This window comes from Bradyrhizobium sp., assembly GCF_035701725.1.
Classification (GTDB): Bacteria; Pseudomonadota; Alphaproteobacteria; order Rhizobiales; family Xanthobacteraceae; genus Bradyrhizobium.
Genome location: NZ_DASSRP010000169.1, coordinates 1 through 3,442, shown reverse-complemented (window position 1 = coordinate 3,442; position 3,442 = coordinate 1). Strand labels below are relative to the sequence as shown.

Sequence of the window (3,442 nt, the reverse complement as noted above, 5' to 3'; positions counted from 1 at the left end):
ATCGCCATGAACCGGATTGGCGGCAAATCCAACACCGGCGAAGGCGGCGAGGAAGCCGATCGCTTCAAGCCGCTGCCGAACGGCGATTCCATGCGCTCGGCGATCAAGCAGGTCGCCTCGGGGCGCTTCGGCGTCACGACGGAATACCTCGTCAATTCCGACATGATGCAGATCAAGATGGCGCAGGGTGCCAAGCCCGGCGAAGGCGGCCAGTTGCCCGGCCACAAGGTCGACGCTACGATTGCCAAAGTGCGGCATTCGACCCCCGGCGTCGGCCTGATCTCGCCGCCGCCGCATCACGACATCTATTCGATCGAGGACTTAGCCCAGCTCATCTACGACCTGAAGAACGTCAATCCGGACGGTCAGGTATCGGTCAAGCTCGTCTCCGAAATCGGCGTCGGCACCGTTGCCGCGGGCGTTGCCAAAGCGCGCGCCGACCACGTCACCATCGCCGGCTTCGAGGGCGGCACGGGCGCTTCTCCGCTCACCTCGATCAAGCACGCCGGCTCGCCGTGGGAGATCGGCCTTGCCGAAACCCACCAGACGCTGGTGCGCGAACGCTTGCGCAGCCGCATCTCCGTGCAGGTCGATGGCGGCTTCCGCACCGGCCGCGACGTTGTGATCGGCGCGCTTTTGGGCGCCGACGAGTTCGGCTTTGCGACCGCGCCGCTGATTGCGGCGGGGTGCATCATGATGCGCAAGTGCCATCTCAACACCTGTCCTGTTGGCGTCGCTACCCAGGACCCGGTGCTGCGCAAGCGCTTCACCGGCCAGCCCGAGCACGTGATCAACTACTTCTTCTTCGTTGCCGAAGAGGTCCGCGAGATCATGGCGAGCCTCGGTTATCGCACCTTCAACGAGATGGTGGGCCAGACCCAGATGCTCGACCAGACAAAGCTGGTCGCGCACTGGAAGGCCAAGGGCCTCGACTTCTCCAAGCTGTTCGTTAAGCAGAAGGAAGAAAAGGGCCAGAAGATCTATCACGCGGAAGCACAGAACCATCATCTGGAGGCGGTGCTCGACCGCAGGCTGATCGAAAAGGCGCAAGCCGCGCTCGACCGCGGCGCCCCGGTCAAGATCGAGACCGAAATCAACAACACCGACCGTTCGACCGGCGCGATGCTCTCGGGTGCCGTCGCCAAGATCTACGGCCATGCCGGCCTGCCGCTCGACACCATCACCGTGAACCTGACGGGCACCGCCGGTCAGGCGTTCGGCGCCTGGCTCGCCTCCGGCATCACTTTCGACCTCGAAGGCGTCGCCAACGACTATGTCGGCAAGGGCCTTTCCGGCGGGCGGATCATCGTCAAGCCGCCGCGCGACGCCGGCATCGTGCCGGAGGAATCCATCATCGTCGGAAATACCGTGATGTATGGCGCGATCGAAGGCGAATGCTATTTTCGCGGCATCGCCGGCGAGCGCTTTGCCGTGCGCAACTCCGGCGCGGTCGCCGTGGTCGAGGGCGCCGGCGATCACTGCTGCGAATACATGACCGGCGGCATCGTGGTCGTGCTCGGCAGGACCGGGCGCAACTTCGCGGCCGGCATGTCCGGCGGGATCGCCTATGTGCTCGATGAAGACGGTTCCTTCGACAAGCTCTGCAACATGGCGATGGTCGAACTCGAACCGGTGCTCTCGGAAGAGATGATCAACGAGGACGCCTATCACGCTTCGGGCGACCTCGAGGCGCATGGCCGCGTCGACGTGTTCAAGAACCTGCTCGACTCCGACGTCGAGCGGTTGCACGTTCTGATCACCCGTCACGCCAAGCTGACAGGCTCAAAGCGCGCGGCTGAAATTCTGGCTAACTGGAAAACGTGGCTGCCGAAGTTCCGCAAGGTAATGCCGGTGGAATACCGCCGCGCGCTGAAGGAAATGAAGGCAAACGCCGACGCCGAGCCGAAGATCGCAATCGGGGCGTAACTGCATCACGCGTCATTCCGGGACACGCAAGGCGCGAACCCGGAATCTCGCAAGACAATCTCGAGATTCCGGGTCTGCGGCTTTCGCCGCATCCGGAATGACAGGACAAAAATCTCAGGGGCTTTTGGGTTAGATGGGCAAGGTAACCGGTTTTCTCGAATTCGAACGGCACGATCGCAAGTATGCGCCCGTGACCGAGCGGCTGAAGAATTTCAAGGAATTCGTCATTCCCCTGACGGAGAAGGAAACGCGCGACCAGGCCGCACGCTGCATGAACTGCGGCATTCCCTATTGCCACGGCACCGGCTCGGTCGCGCCGGGCACGCCAGGCTGCCCGGTCAACAACCAGATTCCCGACTTCAACGACCTCGTCTATCAAGGCAACTGGCAGGAAGCCTCGCGCAACCTGCACTCGACCAACAATTTTCCGGAGTTTACGGGGCGCATCTGCCCGGCACCGTGCGAGGCCTCCTGCACGCTCAACATCGACGACAACCCGGTCACGATCAAAACCATCGAATGCGCGATCGTCGACCGCGCCTGGGATAATGGCTGGATCAAGCCGGAAGTGGCGTCGGAAAAGACCGGCAAGAAGGTCGCGATCGTCGGCTCGGGCCCTGCGGGCCTCGCCTGCGCCCAGCAACTCGCGCGCGCCGGTCATGACGTGCATGTCTACGAGAAATTCGCCAAGGCCGGCGGCCTGCTGCGATATGGGATTCCCGACTTCAAGATGGAAAAGGGCGTCATCGATCGCCGCGTCGCGCAGATGGAGGCCGAGGGTGTTACCTTCCATTACGGCCACCACATCGGCAATGGCGGCACGCATCCGCGCGAGCTGGTCAGCCAGTACGATGCGGTCGCGCTCACCGGCGGCGCGGAGGCGCCACGCGACCTGCCGATTCCCGGCCGCGAACTCGACGGCATTCATTTCGCGATGGATTTCCTGCCGCAGCAAAATCGCCGCGTCGGCAACGAATCGCTTGGTGGCGTGCGCGAGATTCTTGCCGGCGGCAAACATGTCGTCGTGATCGGCGGCGGCGACACCGGATCAGACTGCATCGGCACCTCGTTCCGGCAGGGCGCGCTGTCGGTGACGCAGCTCGAAATCATGCCCGCGCCGCCCGAGCACGAGAACAAGGGGCTGACCTGGCCGAACTGGCCGCTGAAGATGAGGACCTCATCGAGCCAGGCCGAAGGCGCCAGGCGCGAATATGCCGTGCTGACGCAGAAATTTACCGGCGCCGACGGCAAGGTCGGCAAGCTGCATTGCGTGCAGGTCGACGACAAGTTCAAGCCGGTTGCCGGCACCGAATTCGAACTCGACGCGCAGCTCGTGCTGCTGGCGATGGGATTCGTGCACCCGGTTCACGAGGGGCTGCTGAAATCGCTCGGCGTCGAGCTCGACCCGCGCGGCAATGTCCGCGCCAACACGGCCGACTACCAGACCTCGCTGCCAAAGGTGTTTTCCGCCGGCGACATGCGGCGCGGCCAGTCGCTCGTGGTCTGGGCGATCCGC

The 3,442-nt window shown here is 63.6% G+C and carries 2 protein-coding genes; both read left to right on the top strand.

Translation table 11 applies throughout. The features are described from left to right. A partial coding sequence (locus tag VFL62_RS10160; protein ID WP_325172242.1) for a glutamate synthase-related protein occupies positions 1 to 1,926 on the top strand: 1,926 nt, incomplete at its 5' end. A gap of 133 nt (positions 1,927 to 2,059) precedes the next feature. Further along, on the top strand, positions 2,060 to 3,442 hold a 1,383-nt coding region (locus VFL62_RS10155), incomplete at its 3' end, for a glutamate synthase subunit beta (RefSeq protein WP_325172241.1).